This is a genomic window from Rhodobium orientis, from assembly GCF_003258835.1.
Taxonomy (GTDB): Bacteria; Pseudomonadota; Alphaproteobacteria; order Rhizobiales; family Rhodobiaceae; genus Rhodobium; species Rhodobium orientis.
In genome coordinates, this window is sequence record NZ_NPEV01000239.1 from 1 (window position 1) to 235 (window position 235).

At 51.1% G+C, this 235-nt stretch carries 1 pseudogene; it reads left to right on the forward strand.

What is annotated here, in order from left to right:
* A pseudogene (locus CH339_RS26020) lies at window positions 1–235 on the forward strand (MFS transporter); the annotation flags it as partial.

Genomic DNA, 235 nt, shown 5'->3' on the forward strand with positions numbered 1-235 from the left:
ATCTTGTTCAGGCGCGCGGCATGTCGATCCTTGAAGCGGGTTTTGTCGCATCGCTTCCTGCAATCTGCGGATTTTTAGGAGGATTGCTGGGCGGGTTCGTGTCAGACTTCCTTTTGAAAAAGGGCTGCTCCATAACGGTTGCCAGAAAAACGCCGATCATCCTCGGCATGCTGATGTCCTGCTCAATGATCATATGCAACTATGCAGATTCGTCCTGGCTGGTCGTTTCCATCAT